The organism is Hymenobacter sp. HDW8, from assembly GCF_011305775.1.
Classification (GTDB): domain Bacteria; phylum Bacteroidota; class Bacteroidia; order Cytophagales; family Hymenobacteraceae; genus Hymenobacter; species Hymenobacter radiodurans.
On record NZ_CP049907.1, the window covers coordinates 544140 to 564119 of the forward strand.

Annotated in this window: 14 protein-coding genes and 1 tRNA gene; 4 read left to right on the plus strand and 11 right to left on the minus strand. The window is 53.9% G+C overall.

Features of this window, described 5'->3' with window-relative positions; all coding sequences use genetic code 11:
• The first annotated feature begins 55 nt into the window (after positions 1–55).
• The gene (gene murB, locus G7064_RS02385) at positions 56–1090 is read left to right on the plus strand and encodes a UDP-N-acetylmuramate dehydrogenase (protein ID WP_166072292.1); all 1035 of its coding nucleotides are present in this window, start codon (positions 56–58) and stop codon (positions 1088–1090) included.
• A gap of 238 nt (positions 1091–1328) precedes the next feature.
• Here the strand turns inward: murB and G7064_RS02390 are convergent, their stop codons facing one another.
• Together G7064_RS02390 and G7064_RS02395 are read right to left on the minus strand one after the other, a co-directional pair.
• Entirely contained in the window at positions 1329–3743 is a 2415-nt protein-coding gene (locus G7064_RS02390; RefSeq protein WP_166072293.1) for an endonuclease MutS2, read from the minus strand.
• Positions 3744–3966: 223 nt separating this feature from the next.
• Positions 3967–4767: a DUF547 domain-containing protein gene (locus G7064_RS02395; RefSeq protein ID WP_166072294.1), complete on the minus strand. Its 801-nt coding sequence runs from the start codon at positions 4765–4767 to the stop codon at positions 3967–3969.
• A gap of 334 nt (positions 4768–5101) precedes the next feature.
• Between G7064_RS02395 and G7064_RS02400 the strand changes: the two genes are divergently transcribed.
• Positions 5102–8050 (plus strand): TonB-dependent receptor, encoded by a 2949-nt coding sequence (locus tag G7064_RS02400; protein WP_166072296.1) that lies wholly within the window; start codon positions 5102–5104, stop codon positions 8048–8050.
• 81 nt (positions 8051–8131) lie between these two features.
• Here the strand turns inward: G7064_RS02400 and G7064_RS02405 are convergent, their stop codons facing one another.
• Positions 8132–9313: a hypothetical protein gene (locus tag G7064_RS02405; protein WP_166072297.1), complete on the minus strand. Its 1182-nt coding sequence runs from the start codon at positions 9311–9313 to the stop codon at positions 8132–8134.
• Between the two features lie 208 nt (positions 9314–9521).
• On the opposite strand from G7064_RS02405, the gene G7064_RS02410 reads away from it, so the two are divergent.
• Positions 9522–10634: a porin gene (locus tag G7064_RS02410; RefSeq protein ID WP_166072298.1), complete on the plus strand. Its 1113-nt coding sequence runs from the start codon at positions 9522–9524 to the stop codon at positions 10632–10634.
• A gap of 198 nt (positions 10635–10832) precedes the next feature.
• Positions 10833–11408, plus strand: a complete 576-nt coding sequence (locus G7064_RS02415) for a fasciclin domain-containing protein (RefSeq protein WP_166072299.1) — start codon at positions 10833–10835, stop codon at positions 11406–11408.
• A 115-nt stretch (positions 11409–11523) separates the two neighbouring features.
• Here the strand turns inward: G7064_RS02415 and G7064_RS02420 are convergent, their stop codons facing one another.
• The 8 genes from G7064_RS02420 to G7064_RS02455 form a co-directional block, all read right to left on the minus strand.
• Positions 11524–13248: a sensor histidine kinase gene (locus G7064_RS02420; protein ID WP_166072300.1), complete on the minus strand. Its 1725-nt coding sequence runs from the start codon at positions 13246–13248 to the stop codon at positions 11524–11526.
• Positions 13241–13576 (minus strand): circadian clock KaiB family protein, encoded by a 336-nt coding sequence (locus G7064_RS02425; protein WP_166072301.1) that lies wholly within the window; start codon positions 13574–13576, stop codon positions 13241–13243. The genes G7064_RS02420 and G7064_RS02425 overlap by 8 nt, the downstream gene beginning before the upstream one ends.
• Before the next feature lies 1 nt (position 13577).
• The gene (locus tag G7064_RS02430; protein ID WP_133272775.1) at positions 13578–13910 is read right to left on the minus strand and encodes a circadian clock KaiB family protein; all 333 of its coding nucleotides are present in this window, start codon (positions 13908–13910) and stop codon (positions 13578–13580) included.
• A 15-nt stretch (positions 13911–13925) separates the two neighbouring features.
• The gene (gene kaiC, locus G7064_RS02435) at positions 13926–15671 is read right to left on the minus strand and encodes a circadian clock protein KaiC (RefSeq protein WP_133272774.1); all 1746 of its coding nucleotides are present in this window, start codon (positions 15669–15671) and stop codon (positions 13926–13928) included.
• Positions 15672–16128: 457 nt separating this feature from the next.
• Complete coding sequence (locus G7064_RS02440; RefSeq protein ID WP_166072302.1) at positions 16129–16635, minus strand: hypothetical protein; 507 nt, start codon at positions 16633–16635, stop codon at positions 16129–16131.
• Between the two features lie 785 nt (positions 16636–17420).
• Positions 17421–17493, minus strand: a tRNA-Thr gene (locus G7064_RS02445).
• 43 nt (positions 17494–17536) lie between these two features.
• The gene (locus G7064_RS02450) at positions 17537–18313 is read right to left on the minus strand and encodes a DUF349 domain-containing protein (RefSeq protein ID WP_166072303.1); all 777 of its coding nucleotides are present in this window, start codon (positions 18311–18313) and stop codon (positions 17537–17539) included.
• Entirely contained in the window at positions 18235–19974 is a 1740-nt protein-coding gene (locus G7064_RS02455) for a DUF349 domain-containing protein (RefSeq protein WP_166072304.1), read from the minus strand. Before G7064_RS02455 ends, G7064_RS02450 begins: the two co-directional genes overlap by 79 nt.
• Between the last annotated feature and the right edge of the window lie 6 nt (positions 19975–19980).

A 19980-nucleotide genomic window follows, 5' to 3' on the forward strand; every position in this document is an offset into this window, starting at 1 on the left:
GCTTTTTAGCAGCCGCGGCGTTACTTTTACCGCAGCATTACCTTTTGCTTTCTCTATGTCTTCGGCCTTCCTTCTCGAACACGACGTTTCTCTCCGCCCCTACAATACCTTCGGCATCGACGTCAAGGCGCGTCTGTTTGCCCGCTTCCGCAATGTAGACGAGCTGCGCGCTTTGCTGGCTTTGCCCGAGGTGCAGCAGGCGGAAAAGCTAGTACTTGGCGGCGGCAGCAACCTGCTTTTCACGCAGGATTTCAATGGTGTAGTACTCAAAAATGAGATAGCCGGCCTTGAGATAATTGATCAGGACGAAGACACAGACACCGCGCTGGTACGCGCGGGCGCAGGCGAATCGTGGCACGGCATGGTGCAGTATGCGCTGCAGCAGAACCTGAGTGGCATCGAGAATCTGTCCTTAATTCCAGGTACGGTAGGTGCCGCGCCCTTGCAGAACATCGGCGCCTACGGGGCGGAGCTACAGGACACGTTTGACCACCTAGAAGCACTGGAAATCAGTACGGGGCGCTTGCGCACATTTACGCGTGAGGAGTGTGGTTTTGGCTACCGCGAAAGTGTATTTAAAGGCCCACTCAAAAACCAATTTATTGTGACCAGCGTGGTGCTGCGGCTCCAGCGCCAGCACCGGCTCAATATCAGCTATGGCGCCCTGCGTACAACTCTCGCCGATATGGGTATTGAGGCTGACCCGACACCTCAGGATGTAAGCGAGGCAGTCATCCGCATCCGTCGCAGCAAGCTCCCCGACCCCGCTCAGATCGGCAACGCAGGCAGCTTTTTCAAAAATCCGGAAATCTCTCAGCGCCGCTTCGACGAGCTAAAAACCCAATACCCCGACCTGCCGGGCTACCCCGTTCCAGGCGGCGTAAAAGTACCCGCCGCCTGGCTTATCGAGCAGTGCGGCTGGAAAGGTCGCCGCTTTGGCCCCCACGGCGTCCACGAAAACCAAGCGTTAGTGTTAGTGAACCACGGCGGCGCGCAGGGGGCAAATATCCGGGATCTGGCCCACGAAATTATTGCTTCGGTGCGAGAGAAATTCGGTGTGGAGCTGCACCCGGAAGTGAATATTATGTAAGAACGAAATTCCCCTCCTCAGCTGAGGAGGGGACGCTGGGCCGCAGGCCCGGCTGGGGTGGTTGGCTCGGTGCTGATGTTGTTTAGGTGAACGAAACACCAAGCCTTCAAAAAGCGGTCATGAGCATCGTTCTTTTAAACAACTAAACAACGTCCTCAACCACCCCCGCTTTGGCTTCGCCAAAGCATCCCCTCCTCGTCTGAGGAGGGGAGCTGGTCGTTCTTACAGAAAGAGGTGGCTACTTCAGCACGGCCACCGTTGCCCCATCTCCGCCACGTTCGGCGTGTTCGTCGGCGACGCTGGCTACGGAGCGCACGGAGCGCAGGTAGTCGCGGGTGATTTGACGCAGTACGCCATTGCCGCGGCCGTGCACGAACTTGATTTCAGGTATGCCGAGCATCACCGCATCGTCAACGAAGGCCATAACTTTTTGCAGGGCGTCTTCGGCCCGCTCGCCTCGCAAATCAAGATTAGGACTGAAGTTGGCTATGCGACCGGTCATGTCCATGCCAGAGCCCTGGGGGGCATTTCGTTCGGCTTTCTTCTCCCGCTCCTTTATTTCGGCGCGGCCCAGCTTTTCGAGTTGAGCGATCTTGACAATGGTTTTCATGCCACCAAACGACACTTCGGCCGTTTTGCCCTTCAGGCTCATGATTTCGCCGTAGCCATCTTGCCCGATGAGAGCCACTTTATCGCCGGGCTTGAGGGTAGCTGCATCGGCGGTTTCGCGGGTCGCGCGGGCTTTGGGCGGCTCGATTTGCAGCTCCTTTTTCACGTAGTCATCCAGCTTCTGGCGCGCCTGCTTGGTTTGTTCCTTATCGGCCTGGGCCGTGCGTATTTCCTGGATAGTGGCCTCGATTTGCTGGTTTGTATCCTTGAGCAGCAGCTTGGCTTTGGCCTTCGCGTCGCGCAGTACATCGAGGCGGGTCTCCTCCAGATGGCGCTTGAGGTCCTGGTATTCCTGGGCAGCTTTTTTGAGGCGCCGCTCCTGCTTTTCCGCTTCGGCAGAGCGCTGTTCAAGGTCGGCTTTTTCCTTTTCCAGACCTTCTAACAGACGGTCGTAGCGAATTTTGTCCTTGCCCACAAGCTGGGTAGCCCGCTCTACAAGTTGAGCTGGCAAGCCAATCTTACGCGCAATTTCAATCGCAAACGACGAGCCCGGCTTACCGATTTCCAGACGATACAGCGGCTGCAAACGCTCGGGGTCGTAGCGCATGGCGCCGTTCACGATGCCGGGCGAGCGTTCGGCGTAGTTTTTCAAATTGGTGTAATGGGTCGTAATCACGCCGAAGCTGCGGGCGCGGTTGAGCTGATCGAGCACGGCTTCGGCAATGGCACCGCCTAGCGCGGGCTCCGTACCGGTGCCAAATTCGTCGATGAGCACTAGGCTTTTCTTGCCCGCGAAGAGTAGAAACTGCTTCATGTTCAGCAGGTGCGACGAGTAGGTGCTCAAGTCATTCTCCAAGCTTTGCTCGTCGCCGATATCCAGGAAAATATCCTCGAACACGCCCGCTTCCGAGCCGTCGCCAGCCGGAATGAGCAGGCCGCATTGCAGCATATACTGCACCAGCCCCACGGTTTTCATGGCCACGGATTTGCCCCCCGCGTTCGGTCCCGAAATCAGCAGAATGCGCTGATCAGGATTCAGATCGATGGTCAAAGGCACCACCTCGCGGCGGGTCTCCTTGGGTTGCTCCCGAAACGTGAGATACAGCAGCGGGTGGCGCACCTTCTGCCACTTGATCAGCGGACGTGGATGCAGGGTTGGCAAGGACGCTTCCAGACGACTAGCCAGCAACGCTTTAGCCCGAATAAAATCCAGCAGGCCCAGATACTGATACGCTTTGCGCAAATCCGGAATGTGGGGCCGCAACTGGTCGGTGAGTTGGGTTAGGATGCGGATAAGCTCGCGCTGATAAGCGTTTTCGAGGTCTTTGATGTCGTTATTCAACTCAAAAACCGCCTCTGGCTCAATGAATACCGTCTGGCCCGAGGCCGACTCATCGTGAATCAGACCTTTCACGCGCCGCTTGTGCTCGGCAATAACGGGCAGCACCAAACGCCCTCCCCGAATGGTCGGCTCGGCGTCGCCGGGTATCCAGCCCTCAGTTTTGGCGTGGCGCAGGATGCCAGAAATTTGCTTGCGTAGCTGGGCCTGGCGGGCAATCAGCTCCTGCTTTAGCTGCATGAGCAGCGGCGAGGCGTTGTCGCGCACCTGGCCTTCGTCGTCCACCACTTTGTCCATCGCCAGAAGCAGATTTCGGTCTACCTGAACCCCAATGCCAAGCAGGCGCAGGGTGGGATAAAGGGTTTCTTCGGCCTGGGTGAAGAAAGTCAGAGCTTGCCGGATGGTACGCAGACTCATTTTAACGGCAAAAAAAGCCGTCACCTCCAGGTACGCGCCGGGAATGCTGGCCCGCACCAAGTGCGGGTGCACATCGTGGTAATGCTGGCTGGGGAAGTCGGCGCCCGACTGGAGCAGGACGCGGAACTCGTCGGTCTGGAGCAGCAGCTTCTGCAGTTGGTCGTGTTTGGTTTGAAACTGCATCTTGGCGACAAAATGCCGGCCTAATGCGCTCAAACACAAGGAATCCAACATGTCGCGAAGTTGCGCGAAACCTATTTTATGTTCGAAATTGGAAGGTAATAGCAAAGAAAAAGCAGCGGTTGCTGTTTATAAGGTAAAAGTAGGTTGCGAAGATAAACATCAGCAGACGGCAGAAAGATTCGTGCACTGTAGTATAGAGATTAAAATGTAAGCTGCTATTTCGATTACTTACTCATACTGTGCGCTTTAAGCAGCAAGGCATAGAACAAAAAAAGCCCCCAGCACATTGCTGGGGGGCTTTTTACAGAATACAACAGACAGTCGCGGCTTACTTCTTCTGCTCATTCACCGACCAGTCGTAGGTCATATAAGTGAGCGTGGCATCAGGGTTAATTTTCTGAGTTGCGTAACGGTTTATGGTTTTTTGAATGGAATTGTCGCCGTTGGCGAAATCTCCGGGATAGAAGTTGAATATGCTCGATAGTTCGGGCTTATCGGCGGGCGTGAGCTTGTTCTTCGTCGGATCATTGATGAAGGTAGTGGCTTGATCATCAAGCTGCTCATTGAGGCGAGCTGCTACGTAAGCCTCGTTGCGCAGCCTGGGGCACGACATAGCGGCGCACACCAACGCGAAGTGAATGCGGGGCTCATCGAACTTCTTGCGGATGATGCGCTGCTCAATGTCGTTGAGCGTGTGTTTGTCGTCGCCGAGGCGGATAAAAGGCTGATCCCAAACAGTATTCACTAGCGTTTTGTCGCCGCCCAAATCCCGAATGCTTTTAAGCGGATAGGCCCGAATGACGCGCTGAATAGTGAAGGCATTATAGGCATTCAGCCAGTACGCCAAGCGCTCCGACTCGCTCCAGTTGTCATTGGGCAGATTGTCACTGAGCGCCGTCAGATAAGTATTAAGTGTGGTACTATCAGCTTGAAAGCCAGTATAGTCAACCATACCCTGCTCGTTTACGTGCTTTTTCAGCAGCGCGTCCCACGGCTCGTGGCTCACGGGGCGGCTGTCTTTAGAAGTAGGATTGAGCGGAGTAAAATAGCGCACATAGGCGCAGCCGCTCTGGCAGGCTGAGGTAAAAAGAAGCAGGCCGAATACGGCCGCGCGAAAGAGAATTCTCATGAAGGAGGAAAGGAAAAAGACATATTCAAGGTTGGACAAGATCTACGCGAAATACCCCTTTGTTGGGTTGAGGGGGGCAAAGTAATCTACAAATTCAAGGGAACAGCGAATAGAGTACGGCTGAGCTAAGCAAAACGCAGGTCCTCACTAACTACACTCCTACTTCATTGTTTCTCTGCTGGTTTGTACAGAAAGCAGTAGCGCCAAATAACAATATAGCTCTACCGTAAGTCTATGGCTGTGGCACACAGTCTACCCTAGTCAATCCATTCGAGTTTGCACTGCGTATTTCGCCCATCTGTTGCTTTCCAAGCACATTTCCTCCTTCCCTTTTATGCACCTAATCTCTACCTTCTACCAGCGTTTGCTTCCGGGTGCCGCTTTGGTATGCCTAGCCGTGGCGCCTACCCTGGCGCAGGACACGGCTGGCCGCGTGAGCGGCCAGATTCACGATGCCAGCGGCCAGCCACTTCCCGGCGCTACTGTTGTACTTCAGCCGTCGGGTAAAAACACGGCCACCGATGCCCAAGGCCAGTTTGAGCTGACGGGCGTACCGGCGGGCACTTACACCCTCACCGCCCGCTCTCTGGGCTACCGCGCCGCCACCCAAACCGTTACCCTGGATAGTACCCAGACCGTGGTAGTGAATGCCACGCTGGCCTCCGATGCGCTCAACCTCAACGACGTAGTCGTGACGGGCACTTTCAACCCGCAGACCAAGCTGGAAAGCTCGGTGGCTGTGACCACGCTATCTAATCGGCAGATTCAGAACCGCGTTTCACGCGGCACCGCCGACCTGCTCATGGCCGTGCCCGGCTTTCGGGTAAACTCCGATGGCGGCGAGGCGGCCAACAGCGTGTCACCGCGGGGTCTACCCTCAAATGCGGAAGCTGGCTTTGGCTTTTTGCAACTGATGGAGGATGGACTGCCCATTCTGGAAGCAGGCTCCCTGACGTTTGCTAAAACCGACATTCACTTCCGCGTCGATGAAACAATTGACCGGCTGGAAGTGGTGCGGGGTGGCTCGGCGGGCATTTTTGCCAATAATGCCCCCGGCGGCATCGTCAACTTTTTGAGCAAAACCGGTAGCGGCGACAAAATTGGCGGCATCGTGCGCCTCACCGGTGGCGACCAGGGCTTCTACTCCGACCGCTCAGGCTTGGCCCAGCTCGGCGGCTTGCAACGCCTCGATGCCAACGTGGGCGGCCCTATTGCTGGCACGCCGCTCAAGTTCAACATCGGCGGCTTCTACCGCTACGACGTGGGCGTGAAGTACGCAGGCTTCCCGGCCAACGTGGGCGGGGGCGTGAAGGCCAACGTGACCTACAACTTGAAAAACGGCTACGTGCGTCTCTACGGCAAGTATTTGAATGACAAAGTAGCCTACTACACCAGCATTCCTTACCAGAACCTCAACGACCCACAGCGCATTCCCGGCGGGCCTGATCTGCGTCGGGGTACGATGTATTCGGAATATCAGCGCCGCACCAGCATTCCCAACCCGTTTAATAATGGCCAAGGCCGCCTGGACCGAGACTTGGCTAACGGACAGCATACCCGCTACAAGGCCATTAGCTCCGAGGTGTTCTTTGATCTGGGCAACGGCTTTACCCTCACCGATAACGCCCGCCTGCTCGACGCCAACCTGAGTACCGACGGCGTGTATGACATTCAGCCGCCCGTATTAGGTACGTCATTCGCGGCCCAGTTTCGCGCCCTGGCTCCATTTGGTGTGCAGGTAAATTCGCCCCGCTTCTCCTACGCCGATGACCCCACGAATACGCCCATCGATATTGCTACGCTCAATGGCAACGGGCTGGTGAACATTGCCGGTATCTTCCCCGACGACAAGCCGGCTACCAATGCCATTAATAATTTGCGCTTGCAGAAAACCGCTGGCCAGCACCAGCTCACTGCTGGTTTCTACGCCAGCCGTTACACCATTAAGGAGCGCCTGAGCTACAACTTGGTAGTACAGGAAGTAGCCGACCGTCCCCGCTTACTCAATCTAAGTTTTCCAACCGCTGGGCCGCTGTTTGGCGGTCAGCCCATTGAGGTGACCAACAACGGTTTCCTGTACTATAGCTTCGGCGACGGTATTCTTTTCAACTCGACTAACACCACGCAGGTACTAAGCTATTATGCCGGCGACGAGTGGAAAATCACGGACAAGCTACGGCTAGATGGCGGCCTGCGGCTGGAAACGACGCACGCTGAAGGCAGCTCGCCCAAAACGGCTCTTCTAAACAATCCGGATGCACGCTTTACGCCATTCTTGGGCGCTCCGTCGGCGGCTAATCGTTTTGCGGGTTCCAACGGCGGCTTAGACGGACAGTACCGCACCTTCTACGATAACCGCTTTTTACAGAACACCAACGAGCTGCGCACCTGGAGTTTCCGCTTTCACACCGTGAACTACTCGCTGGGGGGCAATTATAAGTTCTCCGACAAGTTGGCCGTGTTTGCCCGCTACAGCAACTCCGGCGTGGCTCCCTCCAACGACCAATTTGCCTATGGCAACGATCCCACCGATGCCACCGGCAACAGCACCTTGCGCGGCGGTGTGCAGCGCGTCATTCAGGCCGAGGCAGGCGTGAAAGTTGCTGCCGATAAAGTGAGCTTGTCGGTGGTACCCTTCTACAGCGAAAACAACAATATTCCCTTCACCATCCAGCTTTCCAACCCCAACGGCGGCTTCACCCTAACTCAGGAGCGCGGCAAGGTAGACAACTTGGGCGTGGAGTTGGAAGGCACCTACTCGCCCCTAGCCGGCCTAACCCTACGCGGCATCGGTACGGTGCAGCGTCCCCGCTTCGTCGACTTTAACTTTGTTGATAATAAAGGCACCAGCACCAATGCCAGCGACGACGAGGTAATCGATTTTGAAGGTAACCGCCTCGAAGACACGCCCGATCTGCTGCTGGAGGGTGGCGCTGAGTATAGCTTCAAAGGTTTTGATGTATTTGCCAATTACCGTTGGTTTGGGGAGCGCTACGCCAACAAGCGCAACACCATTGAGCTACCCTCCTACGGAGTCGTATTTGCGGGTGTAGGCTACAACTTCGGCGGCAACTTGCAAGGCGTGCAGCTGCGTATGCAAGCTTCTAACTTGTTCAACACCTTAGGCTTCGGCGACGCGGCGGCCCGCAACGGCGAGAACCTATCACAGGAGATTCTGGACACAGTAGATGCCAACGGCCGCACCCGTGCCGAAAACAGCTACAATCTGGTTCGCCCCATTTTGCCCCGAAATATCACGGCTAGCGTTGGGTATGTGTTTTAAATAAGGCGGCTACCTCACCATAAACCCCCCCCCCCAGAATAATCTGGGGAGGCTTTTTTATGTCTATAGTTTTACTCAACCTTACCTAATAATTGGGGCTCGCTTAAACTCCTTTTCCCGATCAAATAGGTAACGAAACGTGGCGTGCGTGCGCCAGATTCGGCCGCCGATTTGCTCGGCTACGGCCATCATTCGGGGATTGAAATCACCAATCCAGTTCATCACAAAGTCCTCGTACTGCACTTTGCTGCGGTCTTGCACTACTTTGGCAACGGCCAGCACCATGGCAGCTTCTACGCCGCGGCGTTGGTGCGCGGGGGCAATACCAAAGGCGATGCCGGTGAGCGTGTGCACCGAACCGCGCCAGCGGTGGTAGGCAAATTTGAGCTTGCCCCACCAGTTTAAGTTGCCGTTTACGTGCCGAAACAGCTCATTCAATTCAGGCAACGCAATAAAAAAGCCCACTGGCTCACCTTCGTAATAAGCGAACCAACAGCCTTTTTCGTCAATAACAGGGCGCAGCTTTTTCATAATACTGTGCGACTGCTCGGGCCGCATTTCCTTCACTCCGTCGTGCTTCACCCACGCCTGGTTGTACACGATTCGAAAGTCCTCAGCGTACTTCTCTAGCTCTTTTAACCGCAGATGCTCAAAGCTATACTTTGAGTTATGTAGCAGCATCCGCTGGGCCTTTTCCTGATATTCCGGCGTGAGCGGATCGCCCACCTTGCGGAAATAGGTAAACTGCTCGAAATACACCTGAAAGCCGTACGTTTCCAGCAGGCGGCGATAATACGGCGGATTGTAGTTCTGCCCGTAGAGCGGCGCGCCAAAATTATCAATGAGCAGGCCCCACCATTGGTCCCGGTCACCGAAGTTAATAGGGCCGTCCATGGCCTCCATGCCGCGCTCGGCCAGCCAGGTGCGGCAGGCGTCGAACAGTGTATTGGCGGCCGTCTGGTCATCGATGCACTCAAAAAAGCCCATACCACCGGTGGGTTGTTCGAATGTTTTGGCGGTGCGCTTATTGATGAAAGCCGCTACGCGTCCTATTGTCTGGCCCTGAGCATCCTGTAACAGCCAGCGTGTGAGCTCACCAGCGCGGAAGTACTTGTTTTTCTTGGTATCAAATACCTGATCAATATCCTTGTCGAGAGGGCGGATGTAATTGGGGTCGGAGCGGTAGAGACGCACCGGAAACTCCCGAAACTCGCGGGCGTGCTCGGGCGACGTAACTTCTATGAGGTGTAGCGGAGCAGTCAAGGAGTTAGAAATTGAGGTGAGCGGCTATTTTGGAGTGGCACGAAGGTGTCAAATTTAGCTCCTCCAGTCAACAATGTTTCGGGTGAGGTACAATTAGAAGCTGATTATTGTCCGAAGGACGGCGTAAAAGTCATTCCTCCGTAAAGATATTCTTACTTCTATATCTCAATTGTATGCATCCCGACTTATCCTGCGTCTTTTCTTCGCTATGAAATTCTGGCCTCTACTCCTTGGTTTGTTAAGTTTGCTGTCCACCGGGCCGGCGCAGGCCCAAACAGAAATACCTGTTCCTGATTCAGTTCAAGCTGTGCCTAAGCCGCTCACCTTCTACGGCTTCCTGGACGCATATTACGGCTTCGATTTCCCCCCGCCTCCTACCCCCGACCGTCCCACCTTTCTTTACTCCCACGACCGTCAGAATGAGTTTGCAGTCAATAATGCGTTGCTGGGTGTGCGCTATCAAAATGTTCGGGTCCGGGGGGCTTTTGGCCTGCACGCGGGCACGTATGTAGCGGCCAATTATGCTGCCGAGGACCCTGTTCTTAAGCATATATACGAAGCGTACGCCGGGTTCCGCCCATTCGCCCGCACCTGGATTGACGCCGGCATTTTCACGTCACACTTAGGCTTTGAATCGGCGCTGAGCAAGGATAACTGGACGCTCAGCCGCTCGCTGATGGCTGAGAACTCGCCGTATTACGAAGCCGGCGTGCGCATCACCTACGAATTTGCCCCCCAGCTTACGCTCACTGGTTTGGTCCTTAATGGATGGCAAAATATCCGTGAAAACAACCGCAGCAAGGCATTGGGAACGCAGGTCCAGTGGCAAATCACCGACAAGCTGCTGCTCAATTCAAGCGCGTTTTTCGGCAATGAGCAGCCCACCGACTCTGTGCGGCGTCACCGGTTCTTTCATGACTTTTACCTACGCTACACTCCTACCTCCGAGGTCAGCTTAGCACTCGTTTTTGACGTAGGCAAACAAGAAAAAGCCCCCCAGCGCACCGGCCACGACACTTGGCACACGGCGGCACTACTGGCCCGCTACCAACTCAGCGAAGCTTGGGCCGTGGGCGCTCGGGCGGAATACTATGCTGCCGGGCACGGGGTTATTATTGCTTCCAGCGCCCCTGCTCCCACCGATTCTGATGTTTTGGTAGCGGGAGGCTCGCTCAATCTGGATTTTGCGCCCAGTCCTCAGGTGTTGGTTCGGTTGGAAGGCCGCACGCTCCACGCCGACGAGCCAACCTTTTCACGCGCTTCGAAACGCTTGGTCAGCGGGTACGCGAATCTTACCTCCTCCATTGCTATCTCCTTTTAGGTAGCCGGGGGCCAAAAATGTGGCTTTAGACACGACGTTGTTCAAGGTTTATACAACCCCAAAAAGGCTTATCAGGATTGAATTGGCAGAAACTAGATAGACAAGGGAAAATATTTCTGCTTCGGGTAAATCCGGTTGCTATAGCTGGGGCGTAAATGCTTTCAACTTCAACAACCCACCTTCAATTCATCCTAAATAATGAAAAGCAAAACGCTTTCAATCGCTCTTGTATGCCTATTGGGCGCCACAACTGTACAATCAGCTCATGCGCAGGCGCAGATGGCTATGACCAACGTAATGGTCGGCGGCCAGGCTATGCTACCCAGCAAAACTATCGTAGCCAATGCGCTTAATTCTGCCGACCACACTACGCTCGTAGCCGCAGTTAAAGCTGCTGGCTTGGTTGAAACGCTGCAGGGTAAAGGACCTTTCACCGTATTTGCTCCTGTGAATGATGCTTTCGAAAACCTGCCCGCCGGAACGGTTGAAACGCTTCTGAAGCCCGAGAACAAAGCGCAGCTGACGAAAGTACTGACGTACCATGTAGTAGCCGGCAACATGACCGCCGACAAAATTATGGCAGCCATCAAGGCAGGCAAAGGCACCGCTACGCTCAAAACGGTAAGCGGCGGCACTCTAAAAGCTACCATGAATGGTCCTAAAAACGTAGTTCTAATGGATGAATCGGGCAATACGTCCACCATTTCTACCTACGACGTGATGCAAAGCAATGGCGTAATTCACGTCATCGACAAAGTGATGCTGCCAAAGTAAGCATTGTCCCTAATTCGCTGATGTACAGCAAACAAAAAGGGCCTTCCCGTACGGGGAAGGCCCTTTTTGTTTGCTAAAGTTTCTGTCTACTAACGCTTAGCTTCATGGACTCAGCCTATCGTTTAAAGTACACGGTGAAGGTAGAGCCGACGCCCACCTCGCTTTCCACCTCAATTTTGCCCCCCACATTCTCTACCATCTTCTTGACCATGTACAGGCCAATACCGCTACCATCCACGTGGTCGTGGAGGCGCTGAAACATGCCGAAGAGCCGCTTTTCATTATTAGCTAGGTTGATGCCCAAACCATTGTCCTGCACGGTCAGCACCGCGTAGTCATCCGCTTCGCGGCACTGTAGTCGCACCACTAGCAGACGTTCGGGCGAACGATATTTAATAGCATTGCTGAGCAGGTTGTAGATGACACTCCGCAAGTTTTTCTCGGCAAATGATACCGCCGGACAATCGGCCACATTTACCTCCAAAATGCCCCCCGCCTCGCGCAATAGCGCCTCTAAATCCAAACGTACGTCTTCGATAACCGGCTCCAGCCGCACTAGTTCCGTGGGCTGAATCTGTTCTTTTTGCAGCTTGGTTACCTCAGTCAGATGCTCAATGGTGCGCTTAAACCGCTCCACTGAGTCTTGCATCATGGCCATGATGGGTTGCACTTGGTCATCCTGGTGCCTTTCAGAGTCGAAAGGCATTTCTACCAACAATGCCTGCAACAGCCCTTCAATATTGCTGATAGGAGCTTTTAAGTCGTGGGAAGCCGTGTAAATGAAGTTGTCCAGATCCACATTGGCACGCGTAAGCTGGTCGTTGTTTTCGTGCAGTTGGCGCTGGGCCTGATCGATGCGTTCCAGTGCCAGCTTGTGCTCGTGAATATCGGTGAAGGTGCCAATCCACTGCATAATTACCCCCTGATCATTATAAGAAGGCAATGCCCGCCCTAGCATCCAGCGGTAATTATCGGCACCGTCGCGAAAGCGGTATTCAATCTCGAACGCTTCGCCGGTGCGCAAGCTGTGCTGCCAGCGGGCTCTGGCCAAGCTAACATCATCCGGGTGCAGACGACTTTCAAACCCCTCATTAAAACTCGGGCGGATAGGTTGATTGATAAAATCAAACCAGCGACGGTTGAGGTACGTGTTCTTGCCCTCAATATTAGCCGTCCAGGCAATTTGCGGAATGCCTTCCAGCATGCGGTTTGCTTCGGCGGCAGCCTGCTCCATCACCAGGCGAGCGGCTTCCTGCCGTTTTAGCTCTTCGTTTTTGCGGTCAATTACCTCGTTCTGCTCGGCCACCCGCGCCTTAATGGCCTTGATTTCCCGTTGGGCCGACAGGTTGGTTACAATCATGGCTAGGGCGGGCGCATCATTGAATTCCAGCACGTTCATCGACAATGAGAAAGGCACGAGCACTCCAGTCTGGGTTTGCAGGGGCAGTTCACCCTTACTTTTACCCGCCCAACCCGCTACCAGCAACTCATTCCAGTAGGCGCGAAAGTCTGCAGGTACAAAGTCGTTAAAAAAGCCCCCCATCAACTCCTCCAGTGCGCAGTCGAGCAAACGGGCCAGACTGGCGTTGCAATAGAGAATCATGGCGTCTTGGCTAAGCAGCAGCGCCCCTTCACTCATTTGCTCAATCAAGGTGCGGTACACCTGATCGGCGCCTTGCAGGGTATAAATCCGAGGGCCATCGGTCCCCTGTACCGCCAGCGCATCTACCGACCCCGACCGGATAGCCGAGATGAGTTCCTCAGCTTCCTGTAGCTGATAACGTAGTTCCTCGTTTTCACGAGCTAGGTCAGTAGATGTGGGCGGCAAGCGTTCAGCCATCGATGCTGTTGCTGTCGGACGGCGAGGTCAGCCCTAGCGCGGCCAATACTCGTTCCCGATTCGAGAGGTCACCTACCAGCCGGCGGATCAGGCCGGGGCGTTTTTTAACTAAAGTGGGTACGCCAATAAGCTGCTCTTGCTGAGCTAACTCGGGCTGCTGGTATATATCCACGATAATCAATTCGTACCGGCCTTTCAGATACAGTTCACAGATGTCCTTGATATTCCGTACTGCCCGCGTCGAATTAGGAGTAGCTCCGGTAATGTAGAGATGAAGTACATACTCAGCCTGTTCCGGCTCACGATCCAAACTTCCTTCTGCCTCCATTCTATCGGGTTAGGTTGCTTTCAATAGGCCGGATGTCAAGGCCTACCAACACGCGCTCTTCGTTAGAAAGGTCACCAATAATTTTGCGAATAGGCACCGGCACCTTCCGTACCAAAGTAGGAATAGCCAGTATCTGGTCGCCCTCCGCAAGCTGAGGATGTTGCAGCAGGTCAATTACTTCAAGCTTATAGCGCCCCAACAAATGCTGTTCACAGTATTTTTTCAGGTTGGCTATGGCGGCTACCGATTTGGGGGTTTGCCCGGCCACGTATAGCCGCAACTCCCAGTATTCCTGGTCCATCCCCTCTGTCGTTATATCCGGGTTCGTTTCCATAGCAGGATAAGGGGCTTAATGTTGATTTGATTTGGTGTCCTGAGCAGAGTAGCCCCGGCCCGACATTTCACTGACGGCGGCAGCTCGGCCTTCCGTAAACGTCTGCTGGCGGCTGAGCTCCTCACTATTGATTTGCCGCAACTCTTCTTCGACCGACTCAAACTCCGTGCGCAAATTCGCAATGGTAGCCTCCAGCACACGCCGCCGACGCTCCAACTCCCGGTCTTTGCGCTCCAGCTCCTGCTGAATGGCCAGCTCTTGTGCCTGCATCTGCAGCTGTTGGGTAAGGCGGCTGGCCCCCGTTACAATGCCCGATGGCCCGATTACTACATCCAACAGCTGAATACCGTGGTCGGTAACCACAAACTCGCGCACCTGATTGGAATGTGACATGCCCCGTGATTTTAGTATGCTGAGGCCGCGGTTGCGCTCTCCTACCCCTTCCAGGTCCCGCACACTAATCCACGTATCCACTAACGAGGATACACCCTCTTCGGTCATGTCCATCTGGTTGGTTCGGCCGCTGATAAGCGCCGTGAATAAAGCCGTGATGTTATTGACTTTCAAGAAATCGATGAGGCGCGTGAGCATGCTGCGTACCTCATTTAAATTACCGACGTTGATCAAATTACTAATCGGGTCAATTACGACTGCATCGGGCTTAAAGTCCTTCACCAGCTTGTGAATTATAACCAAATGCCGCTCCAAGCCATTCAGCGTGGGCCGCGACGCTTCGATGTGCAGCAAGCCTTGCTCGATCCAAGGAGTTAAATCGATGCCGACAGAGCGCATATTGCGCACCAACTGCTGCGGCGACTCCTCAAAGGCAAAGTAAAGACAGCGGTTACCCTTGCTGGCGATTTGGTTGGCAAAACCGGCCGCCAGCGTCGTTTTAGCCGTGCCAGCAGTACCCGTCAGTAGGATGCTGCTCCCTTGATAGAAGCCTCCTCGACCAAACATTTCATCGAGGGCCGGAACACCAGAGGAAACAATCTGGTCCGATACTTCATGCTCCAGCTTGAGGGAAGTAACGGGCAGCACGGAAATGCCTTCTTCACTGATCAGATACGGATACTCATTTGTGCCGTGGGTACTGCCACGGTATTTCACTACACGTAGTCGCCGGGTTGTAATCTGGTCAATAACGCGGTTATCCAGTAGAATTACGCAGTCCGATACATACTCTTCCAGCCCCTGCCGGGTGAGCGTGCCATCGCCGCGCTCAGCCGTAATGACGGTGGTTACACCCTTATCCTTAAGCCAGCGAAACAACCGCCGTATTTCGGACCGCAACACAGCCTCATTTGGGAATCCACCAAACAACGATTCAATGGTATCTAGCACGACGCGCTTGGCCCCGATTGAATCGATGGCGTATCCCAACCGGATAAATAAGCCCTCCAGATCGTACTCGCCGGTTTCCTCGATCTCTGAGCGGTCTACGTGCACGTGGTCAACCCGCAGCAGCTTCTGGCTCTGTAGGGCCGGCAAGTCGAAGCCTAGGGAAGTAACATTTGCAGTGAGTTCTTCGGCTGTCTCCTCGAAAGCCATCAGTACGCCAGGCTCCCCGTACTCCAGTGCTCCTCTCACCAAGAACTCAATACCCATCAGGGTTTTGCCACAGCCGGCGCTGCCACAAATCAGCGTCGGGCGACCTTTAGGAAAGCCACCTTCCGTAATTTCATCTAACCCCTCAATGCCCGTCGGCGCTTTGGGCAAGGTGGGTAACTTAGGAGCGGAAGCAGTTTTTTTGTCTTGCATGAAATCAAATATTTAGCAGAAGCAGGCAGATTTGCGCAGGTTACTTACGCATCTGAAGGCTGCATAAGTATCAAATACGTGGTATGACTCAGATAACCAGACTATACTGCTGAACTTAGCAGAATTTCTTTTTACTGGCTAAGTCCATAATAGTTGAACCAGAGGCTACAAATAGTGCAGCCCAAACCCAAAGATGAAGCATTAAATTTAATGAGCCATCGGCAAGCAGCCGATGACGTTGCTTTGAACATGAATGCGATGGGAATAAACCCAAGCATTAAGAGCCTTTCCTTTCTATAGTCAGGGTCAAGTCAGAAGTCAATATTCTGAAGAATAAGTAGTTGTCAGAACATCTTCCAAGGTAACCCAGGATGACTAAAAAAGCCCCCCACTCGTATAGTGGGGGGCTTTTTTAGTCATCCTGGGTTACCGTAGATGTACTTATTTACTGTAAGGGTTACTGGTAACGCACCCGAAAAGAGCCCTGCTCAAAACGGATTGTTTCTTCTTGCTTTGACCAGCGCTCATCACGGCGCAGAGTCGCGTCAAAGGTGCCCTCTATCACCTTTTGAACGGTATCAAGCCGCGTGATCAGCAGCTGCGTTTCTGACAGAGAATCGGCCGTGTAGCCGTCGACTATCACATCACCCCCAACGAGCACTGTCCAAGTGGTTGGTAGTAGGGTTGGTGCCTTGGTAACCGTTGGGAGGGGCTGCTCTGTGGGCACCGCAAAGCCCAGCCGCAGGGATGCCTGCGTAACCGTACCGTCTCTTTGCTCCCCAAACACAAAAAACTCGTTTTGTGATTTAGCGTAAATACCAGAGCCAGGCACGACCCACGGGTTTCCGTCCTTAGTAGCCTTCACATAGAACTCAGGCTGCGGCTCCACTGATTCGGCTGTGCATGCTCCTACTCCACTTAGAAGAATCAGACTGGCTACTGCGCCATATAAAATACGTTTCATGCTTGCTGCGATAAGAATACAGGATTAAGATTCGAAGAGAGCCTGAAAGGTTGCAAGTAGCGTCATGTATGAATAAGCCTAAACGGAAACGTATTAAGCAAAAGGCGGTTGTGATCCGCAGCTAACTAGGTACAAGCTTGATCATAGTTTTGATTCACCAAGTTTTGAATGTCCCCTAGGGCTATGTCTACCTCCATAAGTATTGCACTTAAGGGCATTCAAATAAAGTTAATGTCGTAGCATTGATGACTAAGCGCCATTTTATGGCAGTAAATTTGCACTTATCTACTTTGTCATTTATAAAATACGCCCCTCTTTATGCACGAGTATTTACCCTACGCATTGGTTATCTGCCCACTGCTTTTATCAATTGGTTGGATGATTCGCCAAGCTTCGACTCCCACCTATGAGGCCAGAGCGTATATGCTTGGGGCTACTCGGGCCCATCAGCGAGTCCTGCGACCCATTGTACTAGTACCAAATGATATCCGTCAAAGAACCTGGCACCTGTCATATGAGCCGCAGGCTTGGATGTAGCTGGCAATCTTGGTGAATAAAGCGTGTGGCACCTATTAGGCCCTACTTCTCCTCAGTGGAGGAAAACTGGCTTTTATGCAAATCAGGTGATTTGTTAGCCGCGTTTTTGCCTTGAAGAAGAGTAACATTACCTAGGATGCGAAGAGTGCAGCAGTCCGTAAAACGCCAAGATCTTCACTTTTAACTGATTAATACCTCAAAACAAAAGCCCCTTCTACATGCTGTAGAAGGGGCTTAAGCAACATTTGAGCCTCCTGCCGGGATCGAACCAGCGACCTACTGATTACAAGTCAGTTGCTCTACCAGCTGAGCTAAGGAGGCGAAATGGTGGCGCAAAACTAGTGCTCTGCGTCCATTTTGCAAACTATGAGCGAATAATTTTTAATTGTTTCTTCAAAGCATCGATGCGCAATTTGGCTTCGTCGATGCGGCCTTGGTACTCTTCGCGGAGCTGATTGGCATTTTTGGAACGCGCAAAGAACTCAAGATTAGTCTGTAACGTGGCGATGTCGTTTTCCAGCTCGTTGATGTCACGACGCAATCCTTGCTCTTTTTTATAAAGCGCCTGCTGCGCATCGGGGCCAGCTTTGAGGCGCTCCACCTGAAGCTGAAAGAGTAAATCCGCCCGCTCGGCATAGGGAAGTCCCGGCACCGTGTCGAGGTATTTGCCCATAAGCGTCTGGAACTTCTCCTCTGCTCGTGGCCCGCCCGAGGCACCGTAAGCACGCCATTCTGCTACGAGTTCCCGAAAGCCCTCAATGGTTCCGGGGTTATCGGGCGTGAGAGCCGCTACAGTATCGGCAAAACGGTCTAGATGAGCGGCCTGCTCCTGCGACACAAGCTGAGCTTTAACTTCACGCTGCTTAGCTTCCTGATTTTTACGGTCAAAGAAGGCGTCGCAAGCGGTGCGGAAACGGTTCCATACTTTATCGGACTGCTTTTCAGGCACGCGGCCAATCAGCTTCCACTCCTTTTGCAGACGAATAACAATTTCACGGCCTTCCTCCCAATTAGGATTTTCAAGCGCTGCCTCGGCTTGGTCGCAGAGTTCCAGCTTACGCTTCAGGTTCTGGCCTTTCTCTTCGTCGAGGGCTTTGAAAAACTGATTCTTACGTTGGAAAAAGCCCTTATAAGCCCCCAAAACTGTTTGTTAAGCTGGTCAGCTTTTTCGCGCGGCACAAGGCCAGCGGCATCCCATTCTTCTTTCAGCTTTTGTAGCTCATCGGTTTTGCTGCGCCACTCGTTTACCCGCTCCGTCTGAAACTCACCGAAAGATTTGATTTGCTCTAGCAGGGCCGTTTTACGGGTCAGATTCTCGTTTTCCTGAGTTGAGCGCGTGTCGAGGAAGCTTTTTTTGCGGTCGTGTACCTGCTCAGAGGCTTGCAGAAACCGCTGCCAGATGGCGTCGCGCTGCTCATTAGGCACCGGACCAATGTGCTTCCATTCTTCGTGCAGCTGCCGTAGCTCCTGCAAGGCCTTATTAATACTAGGCTGCTCACTAAGGGCTTCGGCACGGCGCAAAAGCGCTTCCTTCGCCTCCAGGTTTCGGCGGCGGTCTAGCTCCTTCATTTCAAAGAAGAGGCCGCGGTTGTTATAATAAATGTCCAGCAGCGCGTGGTAGCTGTTCCAGAGTTCCTGGGCATCCTTCTGCGGCACCGGACCAGTTGACTTCCAGTCGTTTTGCAGAGCCTTGATCTTGGCTGAGCTATCCTTAGTTTCGGCCGACTCTACTAGCAGCCGTAACTGAGCCAGCAACTCCTGCTTGTGCGCCAGGTTTTTAGCACGCTGTTCATCTTCGGCACGGGCGTCGCGGGCGCGGCTTTCGCGGAATTCCTGCATGGCCTTCACCAATTCGGCGTGACCAGCCGGCCCATGATACGTTGCTTCCGCATCGGGTGCGGCAGCCGCTTCCACCCGCTGACGGTCAGCGGCCAACGCAGTTTCGTATTGGCGATAAAAATCAGTAATCTGCTTGCGATTACGCTGGGCATCAGGTCGATGCACCATATTAAGCAAGAATGCTGCTTGCGCCGCCAAGTCAAGCTGACTAAAGTCAGGGCCATGGGTTTCGACAACCAATTCCTCTTCGTCTTCGCCTTCGTGGGCCGTTGCGGCCTCGTGCGCTACTGCTGCCGATGCCGTAGCGGAAGTAGGCAGCGAAGCAACCATATCAGGAGCATTTTCCAGATCTTCAGCGGAGTGAAGGGCAATGGTAGGGGCAGCTTCTATCTCCGGCTCCTGTGGGTCCGTGGCTTGTCCGGTTAAGGCTTCCGGCTCGGGCGTACTATCGGCTTGGGGGGCATTTTGACTTGCTGAGTCATCGGCTGCGCTTGTTACACTAGCCGGCATGGCCTCCGGGTCGGGTGTAATGGGCGCGGCAGCTTGCGTAGCGGATTCTACGCCCGGGTTCTGAAGTCCGTAATGAGCCTCGGCCCGAGCCAGCGGCTCAGATATTGGCTCCTGAGTTAAAGCAGCGTTAGGGATTGCCGGACTCGGAGCCTCGGCCTCAACCACGGCGGCGGATGCTTCAGCGGTACCAGCTCCCTGGGGGGCATTTTCGATGGGTGGAGTACCTAAGGCTGGGCGTTCCGTAATTTCATCGGTAGACGTGGAAGGAGCCGCAGCAGTTGTTTCGGCCAGGATGTTCGCCGCTGGGGCAGGCACATCTGTGGGTGGCACGGGCTGCGCAGCAGGGTCTTCTTTGGCACGAATCTCGGCCAGACGGCGCTCCAGGATGCTCATCGGTGACTCCGACGATTCGTCGGAGTGCAGGGGGTCGGTGTTGGGATTATCAGGTAGCATAGTTCG

Excerpts from the sequence above, each read along its gene's own strand:
- murB (WP_166072292.1), top strand. The coding sequence starts at position 56 with ATGTCTTCGGCCTTCCTTCTCGAACACGACGTTTCTCTCCGCCCCTAC.
- G7064_RS02395 (WP_166072294.1), bottom strand. The coding sequence starts at position 4,767 with ATGAGAATTCTCTTTCGCGCGGCCGTATTCGGCCTGCTTCTTTTTACC.
- G7064_RS02400 (WP_166072296.1), top strand. The coding sequence starts at position 5,102 with ATGCACCTAATCTCTACCTTCTACCAGCGTTTGCTTCCGGGTGCCGCT.
- G7064_RS02410 (WP_166072298.1), top strand. The coding sequence starts at position 9,522 with ATGAAATTCTGGCCTCTACTCCTTGGTTTGTTAAGTTTGCTGTCCACC.
- G7064_RS02415 (WP_166072299.1), top strand. The coding sequence starts at position 10,833 with ATGAAAAGCAAAACGCTTTCAATCGCTCTTGTATGCCTATTGGGCGCC.
- G7064_RS02420 (WP_166072300.1), bottom strand. The coding sequence starts at position 13,248 with ATGGCTGAACGCTTGCCGCCCACATCTACTGACCTAGCTCGTGAAAAC.
- G7064_RS02425 (WP_166072301.1), bottom strand. The coding sequence starts at position 13,576 with ATGGAGGCAGAAGGAAGTTTGGATCGTGAGCCGGAACAGGCTGAGTAT.
- G7064_RS02430 (WP_133272775.1), bottom strand. The coding sequence starts at position 13,910 with ATGGAAACGAACCCGGATATAACGACAGAGGGGATGGACCAGGAATAC.
- kaiC (WP_133272774.1), bottom strand. The coding sequence starts at position 15,671 with ATGCAAGACAAAAAAACTGCTTCCGCTCCTAAGTTACCCACCTTGCCC.
- G7064_RS02440 (WP_166072302.1), bottom strand. The coding sequence starts at position 16,635 with ATGAAACGTATTTTATATGGCGCAGTAGCCAGTCTGATTCTTCTAAGT.
- G7064_RS02455 (WP_166072304.1), bottom strand. The coding sequence starts at position 19,974 with ATGCTACCTGATAATCCCAACACCGACCCCCTGCACTCCGACGAATCG.